This window comes from Methanobrevibacter sp., from assembly GCA_022775905.1.
Classification (GTDB): Archaea; Methanobacteriota; Methanobacteria; order Methanobacteriales; family Methanobacteriaceae; genus Methanocatella.
Genome location: JALFJX010000021.1, coordinates 22,389 through 39,704, shown reverse-complemented (window position 1 = coordinate 39,704; position 17,316 = coordinate 22,389). Strand labels below are relative to the sequence as shown.

The 17,316-nt window shown below is 30.6% G+C and carries 17 protein-coding genes and 1 tRNA gene; 4 read left to right on the top strand and 14 right to left on the bottom strand.

Translation table 11 applies throughout. The annotated features are described in order from the left end of the window. Window positions 1-90 precede the first annotated feature (90 nt). Both pyrF and MR875_05820 read left to right on the top strand, forming a co-directional pair. Window positions 91-738 (top strand): orotidine-5'-phosphate decarboxylase, encoded by a 648-nt coding sequence (gene pyrF, locus MR875_05825; GenBank protein ID MCI6994350.1) that lies wholly within the window; start codon window positions 91-93, stop codon window positions 736-738. Between the two features lie 204 nt (window positions 739-942). Then, a complete protein-coding gene (locus MR875_05820) occupies window positions 943-1,068 on the top strand; it encodes a DUF5654 family protein (GenBank protein MCI6994349.1) in 126 nt (41 codons plus the stop codon). Window positions 1,069-1,115: 47 nt separating this feature from the next. On the opposite strand, the gene MR875_05815 is transcribed toward MR875_05820, so the two are convergent. From MR875_05815 to MR875_05770, 10 genes are all read right to left on the bottom strand, one after another. Next, window positions 1,116-1,643 (bottom strand): hypothetical protein, encoded by a 528-nt coding sequence (locus MR875_05815; GenBank protein ID MCI6994348.1) that lies wholly within the window; start codon window positions 1,641-1,643, stop codon window positions 1,116-1,118. Then, entirely contained in the window at window positions 1,644-2,567 is a 924-nt protein-coding gene (locus MR875_05810) for a deoxyhypusine synthase (GenBank protein MCI6994347.1), read from the bottom strand. It lies immediately after the preceding gene. Between the two features lie 17 nt (window positions 2,568-2,584). Beyond that, window positions 2,585-3,487 carry a CBS domain-containing protein gene (locus MR875_05805; GenBank protein ID MCI6994346.1) on the bottom strand — a complete coding sequence of 301 codons (903 nt, stop codon included), beginning with the start codon at window positions 3,485-3,487 and terminating at the stop codon, window positions 2,585-2,587. 116 nt (window positions 3,488-3,603) lie between these two features. Next, window positions 3,604-5,652: a cation-translocating P-type ATPase gene (locus MR875_05800; protein ID MCI6994345.1), complete on the bottom strand. Its 2,049-nt coding sequence runs from the start codon at window positions 5,650-5,652 to the stop codon at window positions 3,604-3,606. Between the two features lie 277 nt (window positions 5,653-5,929). After that, the gene (locus tag MR875_05795) at window positions 5,930-7,057 is read right to left on the bottom strand and encodes a TIGR04083 family peptide-modifying radical SAM enzyme (GenBank protein ID MCI6994344.1); all 1,128 of its coding nucleotides are present in this window, start codon (window positions 7,055-7,057) and stop codon (window positions 5,930-5,932) included. A gap of 1 nt (window position 7,058) precedes the next feature. Next, complete coding sequence (locus tag MR875_05790; protein MCI6994343.1) at window positions 7,059-7,268, bottom strand: TIGR04165 family Cys-rich peptide; 210 nt, start codon at window positions 7,266-7,268, stop codon at window positions 7,059-7,061. A gap of 71 nt (window positions 7,269-7,339) precedes the next feature. Next, window positions 7,340-8,560 (bottom strand): aldo/keto reductase, encoded by a 1,221-nt coding sequence (locus tag MR875_05785; protein ID MCI6994342.1) that lies wholly within the window; start codon window positions 8,558-8,560, stop codon window positions 7,340-7,342. Between the two features lie 31 nt (window positions 8,561-8,591). Next, the gene (galU, locus tag MR875_05780) at window positions 8,592-9,443 is read right to left on the bottom strand and encodes a UTP--glucose-1-phosphate uridylyltransferase GalU (GenBank protein ID MCI6994341.1); all 852 of its coding nucleotides are present in this window, start codon (window positions 9,441-9,443) and stop codon (window positions 8,592-8,594) included. 118 nt (window positions 9,444-9,561) lie between these two features. After that, window positions 9,562-9,648, bottom strand: a tRNA-Leu gene (locus MR875_05775). 58 nt (window positions 9,649-9,706) lie between these two features. Continuing rightward, window positions 9,707-10,120, bottom strand: coding sequence for a DUF371 domain-containing protein (locus MR875_05770; GenBank protein ID MCI6994340.1), 414 nt, complete (start codon window positions 10,118-10,120; stop codon window positions 9,707-9,709). Window positions 10,121-10,313: 193 nt separating this feature from the next. On the opposite strand from MR875_05770, the gene MR875_05765 reads away from it, so the two are divergent. Together MR875_05765 and MR875_05760 are read left to right on the top strand one after the other, a co-directional pair. Beyond that, entirely contained in the window at window positions 10,314-10,754 is a 441-nt protein-coding gene (locus MR875_05765) for a GIY-YIG nuclease family protein (GenBank protein MCI6994339.1), read from the top strand. Window positions 10,755-10,893: 139 nt separating this feature from the next. Continuing rightward, window positions 10,894-11,874, top strand: coding sequence for a diaminopimelate dehydrogenase (locus MR875_05760; GenBank protein ID MCI6994338.1), 981 nt, complete (start codon window positions 10,894-10,896; stop codon window positions 11,872-11,874). Between the two features lie 22 nt (window positions 11,875-11,896). Here the strand turns inward: MR875_05760 and trmB are convergent, their stop codons facing one another. From trmB to MR875_05740, 4 genes are all read right to left on the bottom strand, one after another. Beyond that, window positions 11,897-12,400 (bottom strand): tRNA (guanosine(46)-N7)-methyltransferase TrmB, encoded by a 504-nt coding sequence (gene trmB / locus MR875_05755; protein ID MCI6994337.1) that lies wholly within the window; start codon window positions 12,398-12,400, stop codon window positions 11,897-11,899. A 195-nt stretch (window positions 12,401-12,595) separates the two neighbouring features. After that, window positions 12,596-13,087 carry a hypothetical protein gene (locus MR875_05750; GenBank protein MCI6994336.1) on the bottom strand — a complete coding sequence of 164 codons (492 nt, stop codon included), beginning with the start codon at window positions 13,085-13,087 and terminating at the stop codon, window positions 12,596-12,598. A gap of 8 nt (window positions 13,088-13,095) precedes the next feature. Next, window positions 13,096-14,673, bottom strand: coding sequence for a DUF853 domain-containing protein (locus MR875_05745; protein MCI6994335.1), 1,578 nt, complete (start codon window positions 14,671-14,673; stop codon window positions 13,096-13,098). Window positions 14,674-14,679: 6 nt separating this feature from the next. Continuing rightward, complete coding sequence (locus MR875_05740) at window positions 14,680-17,271, bottom strand: DEAD/DEAH box helicase (protein ID MCI6994334.1); 2,592 nt, start codon at window positions 17,269-17,271, stop codon at window positions 14,680-14,682. Between the last annotated feature and the right edge of the window lie 45 nt (window positions 17,272-17,316).

Genomic DNA, 17,316 nt, shown 5'->3' with positions numbered 1-17,316 from the left:
CTAGGATTTTGTATAAAAGTAATAAAATTCACAAAATAATTAGTGCAAAAACATATAAATTTTAATAAAAAATTCAACAAAGTAGATAACATGAATATTAAAAACAACTTAATTTTAGCACTCGACGTAATGAGTGAAAGTGAAGCTATTGAAATTTGTGATTCAATTAAAGAGTATATTGACACAATAAAAATCGGTTATCCATTAGCATTATCCGAAGGTCTTGAAATTATAAATAAATTAAAAAATCAATTCGGATTTAAAGTAATCTGTGATTTTAAAGTAGCAGATATCGATGCAACAAACTCCAAAATATGTGATGAAACATTTAAAGCAGGAGCAGATGCAATAATCTGCCATGGTTTTGTCGGTACAGACAGTGTTCAAGCATGTCTTGATATGGCAAACAAACATGAAAAAGAATTATTCTTACTTACCGAAATGTCCCACCCCGGTGCTAAGATGTTTTTACAAAAAAATGCCGATGCAATCGCTCAAATGGGAGTAGACATGGGAATTACAAACTATGTTGCACCTGCGACTAGACTCGATAGATTATCTGACATAAGAAACATTGTTGGAGACCATGCATACATAATTTCCCCAGGAGTCGGAAAACAAGGTGGAGACGGTAAAAAAACACTTGAATACTCAAATGCAATCATTGTTGGAAGAAGCATCTATGAAGCAGAAGATCCAAAGGATGCATGCAAAAATTTAATTGAATCATTAGAATAGACCTAAACTATTTTAAGTAAAACAGATGAAAATTAAATTGTTTTTATAATATGAAACAAAAATTTAAAATGGGGTGAAAATTTATGTCTAACGAAGTAACAAAATTAATCATGGAAACCATCTTAGGATTAAACACTACTGCATTCGCATTCGTAGCAGGTTTTAGCTTGGAACGATGCAATTCAAAAATTAATTGAATCCGTTATCGGTACTGGAGATGCACTTCCTAGTTTATTCATTTACGCTATCGTTGTAACCATCGTTGCTGTTATTGTAACCGTTCTCATCGCTAGAGTGGCAGCTAAAATGGGTGTAGAACTCGGCGAATAAAAATAAAAATAAAAAGAATTTTAATATTCTTTTTTTAACTTCTTTTTTTAATTTAATCTTTCAAAAATAATTTCTGCAATTAAATAAGCTATTTCAAAGGATAAGAAGCATAAAAATATCCAAATACTGAATACACCGCTAATAGCTAAAAGTAAAATTACAACTTTCATTACAAACCTATATTCAAAAAATAGATTTAAGAATTGGTTATCTGTAACTTTTGATATTAATTCATGTCCAACTTCATCACCAAGAGCAGCCAATATACAAATTAACAGGACAACATAACTCAATTCTGGAATTCCAAATATGAGACATATCAAAACAAATAAAGCCAATGTTATAATATGATGTATTCCATCCACTTTAAAAGCTATTAAATTACCAATTAAAATAGCTATAAAAATATATGCTGCCTCTATACTATAAATTGTAGCAGAAGCGGATGTAATTGCACATAAAACACCAAAAACACTAGCAAATTTTAAATCATTATTATCATCAAACAAATCATCCGAATATTTCATGAAAAATCCAGACAATAAAAATAATATTGCTAAAATAATATAATCCATCTAATCACTGTTTATTTTATCTAATGCAGATGCATAGATTAATGGGAAAATAACTGTAACATCTCCAACAACACTTGCAAGATTAGATCCACATTTAGCTTTAGCCCATGATTTTGCTTCTTCAAGCGGTGCACCACCTAAACTACCTGCTTCAGGCCTATCCATTGTAATTTGAATAGCGGAGTCAAGACCACCTGTAATTACATTAGATGCTAATGTATAATGTTTAGTAAGGCCTCCCCCTAAAAGGATTGCACCAACTTTTTGTGAACTGAATACAATATCTGATAAGTATGGCATGTCACCTGCAGCACTTATTGTAAAATCATGGTCTTGTGAGAAAATCCATAGTTGTAACCCAATCATTGAATCAATAATTCCTGGAGCAAAAATAGGGACATTATTTCTTGAAGCACTTGCGATGAATGAGTTTTCATCTTCAACTAAAAGACCTATTTCATATAATAATTCTTGAATTGAAATAACACTTTTTTTAGCAGCTATTTTCTCAAATACTTTAGTTATTTCAGTTTCAAAGATAGTAAAATCATCAGAACCAACATTAATATCAGCAATACGACCTATGCCCTCTTCATTTAATTCTTCATCATCTTTTCCTTCATGACGATAATGAGCACCACCAAATGCTTCAACAAGATCGTGTGTTAGATTAGCCCCACTTGATACAATTAAATTAACATGCCCTTCTTTAATCATTTTTGATACGACATTCCTCATACCCCCAGGTATTAAAGGACCTCCAAGACTCATGAAAACATTCATATCATCATCTTGTATCATATCAACTAAAATATTACGTGCACGAGCGACTCTACCTGCACCTAAAACACCTGATGCATCGAAATTATCAATTAAATCTGATACACTCATATTACTTTCTACATTAATTTGGTTAACTTTCATTAAAAATCACTTAAAAATTAATTTGTAATTATTGGGAATTGATCTAAATTAGCAATGATATTTATTAAATCTGTTCTTGTAACAATTCCAAGCAAGTCTTGATTATTGTCCGCAACAATCAATCGGGAAATTGACTTTTTAAGCATTACTTCAATTGCATTAGCTATTTTTAAATCTTCATTAACAATTATAAGGCTTGTTGACATTAATTCACTGACAGTGAACTCTTCTTTATCCTCAGCTATTGTACGAACAAGATCAGATAATGTAAATACTCCAACTACTTTTCCATCTTTCATCACAGGAGCACCATCAATGTCATGTTCCACCATTTTTTTTGCTGCATCTTTTATTGTGCAATTCATTTTAAAAGAGATTACATCACGGCTTGCAATTTCACCAACAGTTTGTTTTGGAATACTTCTAATGGTTTTAGTATCAAGTAAAAGGATATTATTCATATCATCACGACCAACAATTGTTCCAAGAATTCCTAAATTGTTTACAGGAGTTGGCCCAATACTAATAGTATCCCCTAAAGTCAAATCTTTAATACTTCCTAAAACTTTAATTGCAGCTTCACATTCACTAGGCTGTGGAACACTAGTAAATTCAATTTTTGCAACAGTAATATCCTCAACTCTTTTTCCATTTTTAAATATAGGCACTTTAGAATCTTGATCTGAAACTGTGATATTTAAAGAATGATAAGCTTCTATAGTTGGTTTATATCCTCCTCTAGGACCAGGTACACCTTTAACTAGACCTAAACTTCTTAATGATTGCATTTGATTACGGATTGTTCCAGGATTTCTTCCCATAACCTCAGCAATATCTTCTCCCTTAATAGATTTACCATTAGATGATTGGTATAAATTAATTAAGGTTTGTAAAATTTCCTTTTGAACAGATGTTAACATATTTAATCCCCTCAAATAATTAATAATATTATTAATTTATGTCATGTATAGTTTATAAATGTTAACGATTTATCATGATGGTTTTAAATAGAATTTATGAATAAAAAAAGAAAAAATCATTTGTGATGAAGTTCACAACTTCTTCTAGATAATGCATGTTTGTGAGCATGCATATGTTTGATTCCATTATCAGTTTTGATTTCATCAAGTATCTGAACATGTTCATGGGAATGTGAATGTTCCCCATCATTATGGAAATGATAATGAGAGTGCTCTACATTTTCAATATCCATTTTCTTAATTGAATCATCAAAGTGCCTATCATAAAGTAATGCAGCATTTAAAACAACAAGACAAGATCCTGCATTATGAACAATAGCACCTGTAACTGGATTTAATAAACCTAATACAGAACAAATTATTGCAACAGTATTGATTGTCATGGAAATTGCAATGTTTGCCTTAATTGTAAATAATGTGGAGTTTGATAGTTTTTTAAGATATGAAATTTTTCCTATATCATCACCCAAAAGAGCAATATCTGCTGCTTCAATAGCCACATCACTTCCAACTGAACCCATTGCAACACTAACATCTGCAGTTTTTAAAGCAGGTGCGTCATTTACACCATCACCAATCATACAAACATTTTTACCTTCTTTTTTAAGTTTTTCAATCCAATCAAGTTTTTCTTGAGGAAGTAAATTTCCATAAACTTTACCAATTCCAACTTTTGTGGCAAAATAATTAGCAGTTTCTGTGTTATCTCCTGTGAGTAATATAGTTTCAGCACCTAACTCATGTAATTTATCAATCATATTTTTAGAATCTTCACGAATTACATCAGATAAACCAATCAATCCAATGACTTCATTATTTAATGCGACAATGATTGAAGCTTTTCCTTCATGTTTTAATATGTCCAAATAATTGTCAACATTTATATTAATACCATTCTCCCTTAAGAATTTTGAGTTTCCTGCATATACCCTACCATAAGAATTTATACATGTAACTCCTTTACCAGGATACATTTTAAATTCATTTGGTTCTTCAATATCAATTTTTAATTCTTTTACATTGTTAACAATAGCTTTAGCCAAGGGATGTTCACTTAATTTCTCGCATGAAGCAGTTATTTTAAGTAAATCTTCATCAGTCAAATCGTCACTTAATGATATGACATCAGAAACTTCCAAATTACCATAAGTTAAAGTTCCAGTTTTATCAAATACCAATGTATTTAATCCACCAAGAGTTTCTAGTGCTTCACCAGATTTAATAAGCACACCATATTTAGTTGCTTGACCAATAGCTGCCATAATTGCTGTTGGTGTTGCAAGTATTAATGCACATGGACAGAATACAATTAAAACAGTTACTCCCCTTTCAATATTACTTGTAACAATCCATGCAACAATAGCAATTAATAATGCTACAGGAACAAGGATTGTAGCCCATTTATCAGCAATTCTTTGTGTTGGAGCTTGTTTTTCATCAGCTGATTTTACTAGATCAATTAATTTTTGAAGTGATGAATTTTTACCCAAACTAGTTGCTTTAATATCAATAGCACCATAAAGATTCATAGTACCGCAGAATACTTCATCTCCAACTTCCTTATCAATAGGTAATGACTCACCAGTCATGATTGATTGATCAAGTGATGAAGTACCAATCACAATTTCACCATCAACAGGTACACTTTCACCTGGAAGAATTCTTAAGATATCACCTATTTCAATTTCACCAACTGCAATTATTTCTTCATGACCATTAGTGATTTTTCTACCAGTTTGTGGAGTTAAATTAATAAGATTTCTTAAACCTTTTTTAGCTCTTTCAACTGTCCAATCTTCCAGAAGAGCACCTAATGCCATAATCCATGCAACTTCACCTGCAGCAAATACCTCTCCGATTAAAAGTGATGCAACCATAGCTATTGCAATCAAGAGTGCTGATGAGATCCATTTTTCACGAATTAATCTTGACATTGCCAATGTTAACATTGGAATACCACTTATTATTACTGTACCCCATGCAGGGTTTAAATAAATTGGAGTGTTAACTCCAAAAATCATAAAAATAACTGCAATCAATAAAAATATACCAGAGATAATGGTCATTTTTAATCCAAATAGAAAATCAGTTATTTCATCTATCACACAAAACACCTCTAAATATTACTTTTTTTGAATTTATTTAAATACTCAGTATTACTCAAAAAATTTTCAATAGAAATTCCAAAATTTAAAACTATTAAAAAATCAATCCAGTAAATACCAAACAACCAAAAAAGTATTACTTTTTTTGAGTTTATTTAAATACCAAGTATTACAATTAATAATTTATTCCAACACATATAAAAAAATTATTACTTTTTTTTAATTTATTTATATACTAAGTATTACTTAAAAGAATTTTAAAAAAAATATTGAAGGTTTAATGCTTCATAGCCAAATCCATTATGCTAAAAGCATCCCCTTCTTTTCTAGGTGTTGGACTACCCAAACCAAATGCTGAACGAGCAAATTCCTTGTTCATTCTTTTTGAAACTTCATCAAATATCATTTTATATGCAGTACATTGAGGATCAACTGCTTTAGGTGTCTGATATGCAACAATAGCATTGTATGGACATCCTCCTTCACAATATTTAACATGTTTGCATTTTTTACAGTTTTCATCAACGTAATCTCTAAATTCCTGAAGTTTCACCCAAGCATCAGACTCTTTTAAATCATCAAAACTTGGATTATCACTGACATTTCCCAAAACATAATCAGACATTCCAACAAATCTATAGCATGGATAGATTGAACCATCAGAACCTACAGCAAGAGTAGTTCCAATACAATCTGCAAATGTACACAATGTTCCTCTTCTTCTAAGTGAACTTTTACAGATATGATCCAAATCCATAATGGAAAATTTATCCAAATCATAGAGATATTTATCCAACCATTCAATTAGGAGTTTTCCATGTTCTTTCTGTTCAAGTGCCCATGGATCTGCATTGTCTCCGCGTAAAGACGGCAAAGCTGCGTGAATTTTAAGGTTCATTTTTTCATTTTTAAAGAAATCATATAATTCATCTGAAAAATCCTTTGAATAATCAGTTACAGTTAAAACAAAGTTAATTCTCATTCCCTTGTTTTTAGCAGCTTCATATCTTGCCATTGTTTTGTCAAAGTAACCTTCTCCCCTTTGATAATCATTGATTTCTTTTGGTCCATCAATACTTGTACTTACAACAACATTGTATTTGACGAACAAGTCAATTAATTCATCAGTTAAAAGCCAAATATTACTTTGAAGAGAAAATCCTTCGAGATTAGGTAATGCAGACAATTTTTCTAAAGCCATTTTGTAAAAATCATAACCTGCAAGAAGTGGTTCACCACCATGGAAAGTGAAATGAACTTTATCATCCCTAAAATCATCTAACCAAGTTATAATATGATCAATAATGTCAAGGCCCATCATTTCTTTTTTATTTTCAGAACCCCAACAGTATTTGCATCTTGATGGGCAATTTAGGGTAGGAATAATCATTACATGGAATGTCATTTTAACCGTAGATTTTGTTTAATTCATTTAATAATTGTTTTTTCTCATCTTCGTCCATTTTATCGTTTACGAAGAAAATATAACCACATTCTTCACATTTTACAGTATCCATTTCTGCGTGAGCTCTGTGATTATCTAACATTTTTCTGTGAGCTATTTTATCTTTTGAACCACATTTTGGACATGGTGCTAATAATTCTTCGAGTTTCATTTTTTCACCTTAATAGTAATTTATTTTTAAAATATATAATAATATAGTTTATAAAAAAATAGTAAATTAAATTATTTATTTAATAATTTAACAAAAAATTTGTAAATAGGAAAACCAACGTGTCTAACAAAGAAGAACAAATATTTGACACCAGGAAATTCAAATTCCCTTTTAATTTTTTCAAGTTCTGCAATAATATCCAAATTTTGAGGACATTTTCTTAAACACTTACCGCATCCATTACATTTACCTGCATTACCACTACTTCCCATTATACCATAAACATATTGATAATAGTCCATTAGAGAAGGATTTATGAAACCTTTATGATTAAATAAAAACTTTTCATTATATATTTTCATACATTCGGGAATGTTTACACCTTGAGGACAAGGCATACAATATCCGCATGTAGAACAATTGATTTTTAATGAATTTCTCATTACTCTTTTAGCAAGTTCAACTGTTTCCAATTCTTCAAAAGACATTGACATAGGTGTTGTTCTTCTTGCAACATCCAAATTTTCATTCAATTGTTCAAAATTATTCATACCTGATAAAACACAAGTAACATTGCGATTATTTAAAACCCATTCCAATGCCCACTGTGCATTACTTTTATTTGGATTAGATTTTCTAAAAACTTTTTCTACTTCTTCAGGCATCTTACCCGCAAGGATTCCTCCTTTTAAAGGTTCCATTACAAGAATACCCATTCCTTTTGAAGCAGCATATTCAATTCCTTCAACACTGGCTTGAATATTTTCATCAAAATAATTATATTGTACCATTACAATTTCCCAGTCATAGCAATCCACAACATCCCGGAATTCCTCTTTAGGTCCATGATATGAAAATCCAATATGTTTTATTTTACCATCAGATTTTGCTTTTTCAATGAATTTGATTAAATCCCTTTTTAATAATCGATTCATATTTTTTAAATCAACACTATGAATCAAATAATAATCAATACAATCAATATTAAGTCTCCTCAATTGTTCATCCAAAAGAGGTTCCATATCATCATACTTTCTGACATTAATTGCAGATAATTTAGTACATATTTTAACATTAGATCTTATGTCAGGTAAAATTTCACCGAGAAAAGTTTCACTGTCCCCATATAAATAAGCAGTATCAATGAAATTAATTCCATTATCAATTGCATGAAAAATAAGTTTTTGGGCTTCAGCTCTATCGATTTTACCGTTTTTTAATGGTAAACGCATAGCACCAAAACCAAGAGGTGAAATTTCATCCCCTGTTTTTTTAATTAATCTATATTGCATAAAAAATCTTTAAAAATAAAGTTTGGAGTAATTAAACTCCATTAATCATTTCTTTCATATATTCAATTAAGTCATCCTTAGACTCAGGATCTTCTAATGCGAATTCAATTGAAGTTTTTAACCATTCAAAACGATTACCAATATCATAGGTTTTTCCTTCAAAAGTAACACCATAAATTGAATCCAATTTTTGAAGCGCATCAGTTAATTGAATTTCTCCACCAACACCGGGTTCTGTTTCATCAATTTTATCAAAGATGTCGTGTGTTAATACATAACGTCCCATAATAGCTAAATTAGATGGTGCTTGATGAGCCAATGGTTTTTCAACAAGTTTAGTGATATTGTAAATATCTTTTTCAACTTCATCTCCTTTAATAATACCATATCTTTCCACTTTTTCTCTTGGAACTGCTTCAAGAGATATTGCAGAAGCATCATACTTCTCATAAACATCAATCAATTGTTTTGTGCATGGAACTGGTCCTTTAGTAATTGAATCCCCAAGCATTACTGCAAATGGTTCATCACCCACGTGTTTTTTAGCACATTTAATTGCATCACCTAAACCTTTTTGCTCTTTTTGTCTTACATAACAAATATCAGCCAAGTCAGTGATAGCACGAACTTGTTTTAAACGATCATCTTTACCAGCACTTTGTAAAGTCTGTTCAAGTTCAAATGATTTGTCAAAATGGTCTTCGATAGACCTTTTATTTCTACCTGTAACAATTAAAATATCATCAATACCAGATGCAACTGCTTCTTCAATAACATACTGGATAGTTGGTTTATCAAAAACAGGTAACATTTCTTTAGGTTGTGCTTTAGTAGCAGGTAAAAATCTTGTTCCAAAACCTGCTGCAGGAATTACAGCTTTCATAATTTATCACCAAATAATCTTTAATTATGTATAATTTTAATCTAATTATTATAAATAGATTAGTAAAAATAGCAATAAAACATCACAAAATAAAGTATAAAAAAATAAGTTTATAAAATGGTGCGGGAGACGGGACTTGAACCCGCGAAGGGACTGACCCACTAGGCCCTCAACCTAGCGCCTTTGACCGCTCGACCACCCCCGCATACACAAAAGTAGTTATTATTAAGTATATTTGTTAACCTATATAAATGTAACTATTATTAGACTAATTTTATAGTGACATCCATAACTTTTTCATTTTTTAAATCCTCAATCAAATCCGCATCAAGATCCTTTGCAGCCTTATCCGCCTTAATCATCAAAGTACGAGAACATGTATAATCACTAGTTCTTGAAACAATGTCAGTTGGATGAGTTAAAGTTAAATCTTCATGACCAAAACCTACTATCTCATCATGTCCATTCTCAGTATCCAGAATAACAGTTATTTTAGTGTTGGAATTAGCTATTTTATCTTTAAATTCTTGTGGAAAATCAAACATAGATTTATCCATACTTGTTCCAATAATACAATCTGCAGTTAGACCAATTTCAACATCCTTAGTTATTTCAAAAGTAGATTTATGGAGTGAAGTGACATTTTTATGTCCCTTGGTTTGAAGTTTAAAAATCATAATTAATCATTAGACTTAAAAATTAATAAAAGTTTTCGTGTGAAATACATCAAAAAACGAAAGATATTTTCAATAGTTCAAAGAACAAAATAAAAAAATATAATATGTAATTTTAATTAAACAAAACAATATAATAAAAATATATAAAATGAATAGAGTAATCTACATAAAACTCCAAAATTATAATATAATTATGAAAGGTTGTTATTGTTTAATAATTAAAAACGATTCAAAAAAATCAATTCAAATTGGTAAAAAACTAGGAAAAATACAATTTGAAGAGGGTTTTTATGTATATGTTGGATCAGCCATGAATTCATTAATGGCAAGAGTAAAAAGACACTTAAGTGAAGAAAAGAAGCTTCACTGGCATGTAGATTATCTATTGAAACAAACAGAAATTACTGATGTAATCTACAACGAATCAACTAAAAAAATAGAATGCAACTTATCACAATTTATTGCAGACAATACCACCGGAATTACAGATTTCGGATGTTCAGACTGTGACTGCAAAAGTCATTTATACTACTTCAAAAATAGAAATGAAGCTATTGAATGTGTTTTATCTGCTTATGATTCAATAAACATGGAATGTACATTTTTTAAAAGACAATCAGACAATATTTCATAAATTAATTTATTTTTAACTCTTTTTAATACTATGAAAAAGATTATTAACATGAATAAATAACATATAATAGGAAACTTATTTTGAAGTCAAAAATTATTTACTTCGCACGATTTATCCCAATATTTTTATAGTGATTATTATGATTAAAATTGGAATTTTAGGTTATGGAAATATCGGCCGTGGAGTCGAAGCTGCTGTAACCAACGCAAAGGATATGGAACTTGCAGGAGTATTCACAAGACGTGACCCTGAAACTGTTGAAACTGAAACTGATGTAAAAGTATACAAAATTGACGATTTATACAACATGAAAAATGAAATTGATGTATTAATGTTATGTGGTGGAAGTGCAAATGATTTACCTGTACAAACCCCTGAATTTGCAAAATACTTCAATGTAATTGATAGTTTTGATACACATGCAAAAATCCCAGAACATTTTGAAAATGTTAACAAATCTGCATTAGAAGGAGACAACGTAGCTGTCATCTCAGTAGGTTGGGATCCTGGTCTTTTCTCATTAAACAGATTATATGCACAAGCAATTTTACCAAACGGAAACGATTACACTTTCTGGGGTAAAGGAGTATCCCAAGGACACTCTGATGCAATCAGAAACATACCTGGAGTTCAAGATGCGCGCCAATACACAATTCCTGTAGATAGTGCTCTTAATGCAGTTAGAAATGGGGAAAATCCTGAATTAACAACTCGTCAAAAACATACCAGAGACTGTTACGTTGTAGCAGAAGAAGGTGCTGACAAAGAACAAATAGAAAAAGACATTGTGACAATGCCTAATTATTTCGACGAATACGATACAACAGTTACTTTCATTACCCAAGAAGAATTAGATGCAAACCATGCAGGAATTCCTCACGGAGGTATTGTATTTAGAAGTGGTACAACAGGTTTAAACAACGAAATGAACCACATTATTGAATACAAATTAACTTTAGATAGCAACCCACAATTTACTGCATCCGTTTTAATCGCATATGCAAGAGCTGCATACAGATTAGCTGAAAAAGGTGAATTTGGTTGTAAAACTGTATTTGATATTGCACCAGGATTATTACACCCTGAAAGTGCAGAATACCAACGTAAAAACTGCTTATAGTTTTTACTTTTCTTTTTTTATTTTAGTTATTTTTTATTACTTTTACATATTTTATTTTTATGCCATTATTTGAAAACTTTTTTTCATATTCAGTCATTACATTAAACCTATTTTCTTTATGCAGATCATGACTAATTTCTTCTATTTCATATCCATATTCTTTAAAACTCTTTAAAGAAAATTCAAACAAACCATCATTGTCTGTTTTCATTATAATCTTTTTACAATTTTTATCTTTAAAAAGTTCATCATAAATTTTTAAATAAAATTCATGAGTGAGTCTTCTTTTAGCATGTTTATTTTTTGGCCAAGGATCAGAAAAATTCAAATAAATTGTGTCAACCTTATCTTTCAATAAATCAATTGAATCTTTGGCATCCATCCTAACTATACGAATATTATTTAAATCATAATCATTTATTTTATTTATAGCAATGCTCAAAACACTTGAATGCATTTCCATACCAATATAATTATAATTTGGATTATTTAAAGCCATTCCAATAATAAAATCACCTTTACCCATACCTATTTCTAAGCAGATCTTATTATCATTGTCAAAATCAATACTGTCATTGATTAAATAATCACAATTATCAATTGATTCATCTTTAAATGAGGGAGTACGCATTCTCATATTACCACTTACAAAATGTGTATTGCATCGTTAAAATTAGTAAAAATAAAAAAATACAGCCATAATAGCTGCACTATAAATTTCTTAGAAAATAAAACCTTTCTTCTTTTTATATCTATATGAAATTCCAAAAGAATTTAAAGCAATATCTTTTAAAACTTCCAAATCACTATCTTTAATAGAAACAACTTTTTCCCATTCACTTTCAAGTCTTGAAATTTCATTTAAAACTTCAACACCTTCAGAAGTTAGTGAACAATCAAAAGCAAGTCCATTCTTTGGATTTAAATCAACTTCAATTAATCCTTTTCTAGCAAGTTTTTTGTATTTCTTTAAAGACAATTCAAGATGCATGTTAAATAAATCATCTTTTTCTGCATTTTGAAACTTTTTAATTCTAATTTTCTTGTGATGTGGCTTTTCGTGTTTTTCAACTTGTTTTAAAAGTTGTACCTGACGTTCATGCAGATTTACACTCAAGTTTTCAAGGACATAAGATTTTTTAGAATCTTCAATGATGCAAACCAATGAAGAAGCATCCATATTAGCAATTACATCTTTGTGAGGATGTGCCATGATATCACCTATTTCATTTGTCCGAATATTCCCCTCATAATTCCTTTAGTAACTTCACGAGCAGCAGTGTTCATTGCTTGTGTTGCTGCTTTTTCAACCATTTTTTGTTGTGGAGATTTTTTAGCCTTTTTACCATTTGCTGGTTGTTGACCTCCCAAAACAGTTCCTAAAATATCTCCTAAACCGAATGCAGGTTGATTATTCTGTGCTTCAGATTGTTCCTTATTTTGAACTTTAACCTCTTCAATGATTTGTTTATCAACTTGAGGAACTTCACTTTCAACATTAGGATTTGAATCAATTTTGTTTAATAATAATTCATAAGCAGATTCACCATCAATAGCTTCCCAATATTTAGATTTAAACTCTGAAATATCAATTAATTGACTTCTTAAATTATCATCAATCGCACCAATATAACTTTGAGGAGGTACAATATTCACTTTCTCAACAACACTTGGTGCACCAGTTTCATCAAGAACAGAAACTAATGCTTCACCAATTCCCAAATTGGAAATAACTTCTGCAGTATCGAAATTAGGGTTAGGTCTGAACGTTTCAGCAGCTACCTTGACTGCTTTTTGGTCTTTTGGAGTGTATGCATGAAGTGCATGTTGAACACGATTTCCAAGCTGTGCTAAAATATCATCAGGAATATCTGCAGGAGATTGTGAAATAAAGTATAAACCTACTCCTTTTGATCTGATAAGTCTTACAACTTGCTCAATCTTTTTAGCGAATTCAGGAGACATGTCATCAAATAATAAATGTGCTTCATCAAAGAAGAAAACAAATTTTGGTTTGTCCATGTCACCTACTTCAGGTAATGTTTGATATAAATTAGTTAACATCCAAAGCAAGAATGTTGAGTATAGTTCTGGAGATAAAGATAATTTTTGAGCATCCAATATGTTGATTACTCCTTTTCCATTATCATCCAATTGTATGAAATCATTGAGTTCAAGTGCAGGTTGTCCAAAGAATGCATTTCCACCTTGATCTTCTAGTGTAATTAAACTTCTTAAGATAGTGTTGGCTGATTTAACAGCAATTGCACCATATTCTCCTTCATATTTATCTTTATTTTCAACAACATGATTAATCATTGATTTTAAATCCTTAATATCAATAATTAAAAGAGATTCTTCATCAGCAACCCTAAATACAATATTTAACACACCAGATTGTGCTTCAGACAAGTTTAGAATTTTTGAAAGTAATTGAGGACCCATTTCAGACAAAGTTATTCTTACTGGAAGACCTTTATCACCAAATAAATCCCAAAATTCAACAGGATACTCATGGAAATTGAATCCCATATCATTCAATGAAAATGCTTCCACATTTTTAGAGATAATTTCGTTTGGAGAACCTATTTTTGCAAGTCCTGAAATATCTCCTTTCATATCAGCCAAAAAGACTGGAACTCCCAAATCTGAAAAAGATTCAGCCAAAACTTTTAAAGTAACAGTTTTACCAGTACCTGTTGCTCCAGCTATTAAACCATGCCTGTTAGCTAGTTTAGGTAATAAAAAAACCTTTTCAGTTTCATTACAACCAATCAATATTTTATCTTCTGCATACATTGCAATTCACCCATTTTCAATTTTCTTAATTAAGTAATTAGTTTTTTTAACAATATTATTCTTATTAAATGACTTAGCAATTCTTTTAATTGCATCTAAATTTTTGACAAAATTATCCAACCATGAGAAAATATCTCCAGGATAAACTTGAATTTGATACTTTCTAAATAATTTATTTGAAATGTCTTGAGGATCTTTTCCTTTAAGTCTTTCGTGAATAATGACTTCTGAAATCCCCCTTTGCATACATGTGCAAAATGGTCTATCTTGACATTTACATTGCATAAAATCAGTCTGAAGAGCTATTAATGCATCTTGGAATTTTTTATCCACTTTTTCAATAGCTTCCCCACTAGATATTATATCCAAAGTTGACTCTGCAAATAATCTTGTTGAAAATTTAATTTTTAATGCATTAGCTATCTGATTGTGAATAACACTTGAGAGATATGCATTTTCAAACATTTCCAAATCCAATGCCATAGCTAAAATCAACACTTTCAATTTATCATACTTGTCCTTTTTCTTATACATTGGAGAATGCCCAACATATCTTTTTAGATATTCTCTATCGTTTAACGTATTTTTAATGAATTCCGCTTCATCAATTGACAAGAATGATACTGAAGTTGCTCTTCCATACTTAGTAACTTCCATCTTATTGCTTGGTGTGTATCTGATTAATCCTAAATCTTCCATTTCATCAGTTGCTGTTTTAAGTGAAATTGGAACATTAATAGTTTCATAGAACTCATTTAATTCTTTTCTAGATTTAATGGAATTAGATGAAATATCTGCGAGAATTTGTTCATAGGATGATTCTTCATCATATTCAATGTAAACATCTTCACTGTTGCTCTCTAAAAGATCCAACGCTTTTGCCTCTTCTGATTCTCCTGCAAAGTCATTGCCTACTTCAGGTATTAAGTATACTACACCCCTATCATGGTAGGATGGTCTTCCTGCACGACCCAACATCTGTGAAAATTCATTTGGATTAATCCATTTGTTTCCCATTACAAGTGAGTCAAATATTACTTGTGAAGCAGGGAAGTCCACACCAGCTGCAAGAGCTGCAGTAGTCACTACGCAAGATATTTTACCTTTATCAAAGTCTTTTTCAATCCTTTCTTTTTTATAATATGACAAACCAGCATGGTATGCATGGGCATTGACACGTTTATTATTTAAATAATTTGCAATTTGATGAGTTTTACGCCTTGAATTTGTAAATATAATAGTTTGTCCTCTATACCCTTTCTTAGATTTAGTATTATACTCTTTTTGAACAAGCTGTCTCATCAAATGTCTTTTTTGAGACTCATTTCTTGTATATACTAAGTGTCTTTCCAATGGAACTGGTCTTTGTGAGTATTGAACTAACTTCATATTAAATTCAGACGCTAAGAATTCAGGATTTTTAACTGTAGCTGACAATCCAATGATTTGTGTTTTAGGATAAAGATTTTTTAAACGTTTAATCAGACCATTTAAACGAGTTCCTCTATCTTCATCATCAATCATGTGAATTTCATCTATCAAAACCACACCTAAGTTGGATAATGCCTGTGAATTACCGATTCTAAGCAAGTAATCTATTCCTTCATATGTAGCAACAACAATATCTGCATTGGATACATCAGAATCAGGAAGTTTAAGTTCGCCTTTTGCTTTAACTCTATTTCTCCCAACTTTAATAGCTACTTTCAATCCCAATTTTGAGTATTTCTTTTTAAAGTCCCTGTATTTCTGGTTAGCAAGAGCTACCAAAGGAGTAAGGAAAATAAACTTTTTACCTTTAAGAGCCTTTGTAATACCTGCAAGTTCCCCAACTAAAGTCTTACCTGAACCTGTTGCACTTACAACAAGCAAATCTTCACCTTTAAGAAGACCCTCTTTAATAGCCAGATATTGAACGGGTAATAATTTAGTATTTCCAGAGTCAAGAAGAACTTTTTTAAAGTTTTTAGGAATTTTGAGTCTTTTCATATCAACTGGAGGTATGATGTGCTTTGACTTTTTAGTTTTATCATACAAAGTAAGTTTTGTATTCTTTAAAGGATCAAAATGAGGATCAAGAACAGATAAAGTCTTCTCCAAGCTCCCTGTCTTTTCCAAAGTAGACTTTAAATTTCTAAAAATCTTTTTATCAAAACCTTGAAGCTTAAGTTCCTGTTTTATTGTGTCAAAAGCACAATTTCTACAAATTAATTGATTATGATACTTATAAGAATAAGAGGAATTGACAATAGTGATATTTCCTTCATAAGCACAGAAATCACAAACTTGAGTTTTTCTAACTTTGATATTGAGAGACATCAGGAATTTCTCTACATCTTCATCAGGAGTTGCAATAAAAACTGCTTGAGAGCGTAAAAGCTTGATTACCTCCCCAGGAGGCATTAATTTTTCATTTAATGTGGAGTTGTCATTGAAATTATAATCTGCAACAAACCTTGAAATCGCTAATGAATCACCATTTATGGAAAACTTAATATTACCGACAAATTCAGGTTCTCTTTTGCGATTTAGTGCACCTTTAGGTGAACCAATCGGATATAACCTCCACTGTTTTTTAATCTTTTTTAATACTAGCATTGGTTTTAATGTATATTTTTAATTGTTAATAAGTTTTAAAAAAAG

Excerpts from the sequence above, each read along its gene's own strand:
- MR875_05795 (MCI6994344.1), bottom strand. The coding sequence starts at position 7,057 with ATGACATTCCATGTAATGATTATTCCTACCCTAAATTGCCCATCAAGA.
- trmB (MCI6994337.1), bottom strand. The coding sequence starts at position 12,400 with ATGGGTAAAGGTGATTTTATTATTGGAATGGCTTTAAATAATCCAAAT.
- MR875_05810 (MCI6994347.1), bottom strand. The coding sequence starts at position 2,567 with ATGAAAGTTAACCAAATTAATGTAGAAAGTAATATGAGTGTATCAGAT.
- MR875_05740 (MCI6994334.1), bottom strand. The coding sequence starts at position 17,271 with ATGCTAGTATTAAAAAAGATTAAAAAACAGTGGAGGTTATATCCGATT.
- MR875_05770 (MCI6994340.1), bottom strand. The coding sequence starts at position 10,120 with ATGATTTTTAAACTTCAAACCAAGGGACATAAAAATGTCACTTCACTC.
- MR875_05765 (MCI6994339.1), top strand. The coding sequence starts at position 10,314 with ATGAAAGGTTGTTATTGTTTAATAATTAAAAACGATTCAAAAAAATCA.
- galU (MCI6994341.1), bottom strand. The coding sequence starts at position 9,443 with ATGAAAGCTGTAATTCCTGCAGCAGGTTTTGGAACAAGATTTTTACCT.
- MR875_05805 (MCI6994346.1), bottom strand. The coding sequence starts at position 3,487 with ATGTTAACATCTGTTCAAAAGGAAATTTTACAAACCTTAATTAATTTA.
- MR875_05745 (MCI6994335.1), bottom strand. The coding sequence starts at position 14,673 with ATGTATGCAGAAGATAAAATATTGATTGGTTGTAATGAAACTGAAAAG.
- MR875_05760 (MCI6994338.1), top strand. The coding sequence starts at position 10,894 with ATGATTAAAATTGGAATTTTAGGTTATGGAAATATCGGCCGTGGAGTC.
- pyrF (MCI6994350.1), top strand. The coding sequence starts at position 91 with ATGAATATTAAAAACAACTTAATTTTAGCACTCGACGTAATGAGTGAA.
- MR875_05750 (MCI6994336.1), bottom strand. The coding sequence starts at position 13,087 with ATGGCACATCCTCACAAAGATGTAATTGCTAATATGGATGCTTCTTCA.
- MR875_05785 (MCI6994342.1), bottom strand. The coding sequence starts at position 8,560 with ATGCAATATAGATTAATTAAAAAAACAGGGGATGAAATTTCACCTCTT.
- MR875_05790 (MCI6994343.1), bottom strand. The coding sequence starts at position 7,268 with ATGAAACTCGAAGAATTATTAGCACCATGTCCAAAATGTGGTTCAAAA.
- MR875_05815 (MCI6994348.1), bottom strand. The coding sequence starts at position 1,643 with ATGGATTATATTATTTTAGCAATATTATTTTTATTGTCTGGATTTTTC.